Source organism: Citrobacter sp. Cu096, assembly GCF_030332285.1.
Lineage (GTDB): Bacteria > Pseudomonadota > Gammaproteobacteria > Enterobacterales > Enterobacteriaceae > Citrobacter > Citrobacter meridianamericanus.
Genome location: NZ_JAOWID010000008.1, coordinates 1 through 219, shown reverse-complemented (window position 1 = coordinate 219; position 219 = coordinate 1). Strand labels below are relative to the sequence as shown.

Below are 219 nucleotides of genomic sequence, written 5' to 3'. Positions count from 1 at the left end.
ATAATGCGACTCCACACAGCGGGGGTGATTAGCTCAGCTGGGAGAGCACCTCCCTTACAAGGAGGGGGTCGGCGGTTCGAACCCGTCATCACCCACCAACTACTTTATGTAGTCTCCGCCGTGTAGAGTAAGAAATTGAGAAGTGGGTGATTAGCTCAGCTGGGAGAGCACCTCCCTTACAAGGAGGGGGTCGGCGGTTCGATCCCGTCATCACCCACC

General features: G+C 56.6%; 2 tRNA genes. Both read left to right on the top strand.

The window, feature by feature from the left end:
* Nucleotides 1-22: 22 nt before the first annotated feature.
* Nucleotides 23-98, top strand: a tRNA-Val gene (locus OGX99_RS00850).
* A gap of 46 nt (nucleotides 99-144) precedes the next feature.
* Nucleotides 145-217 (top strand) — tRNA-Val (locus tag OGX99_RS00845).
* The last annotated feature ends 2 nt before the right edge of the window (nucleotides 218-219 follow it).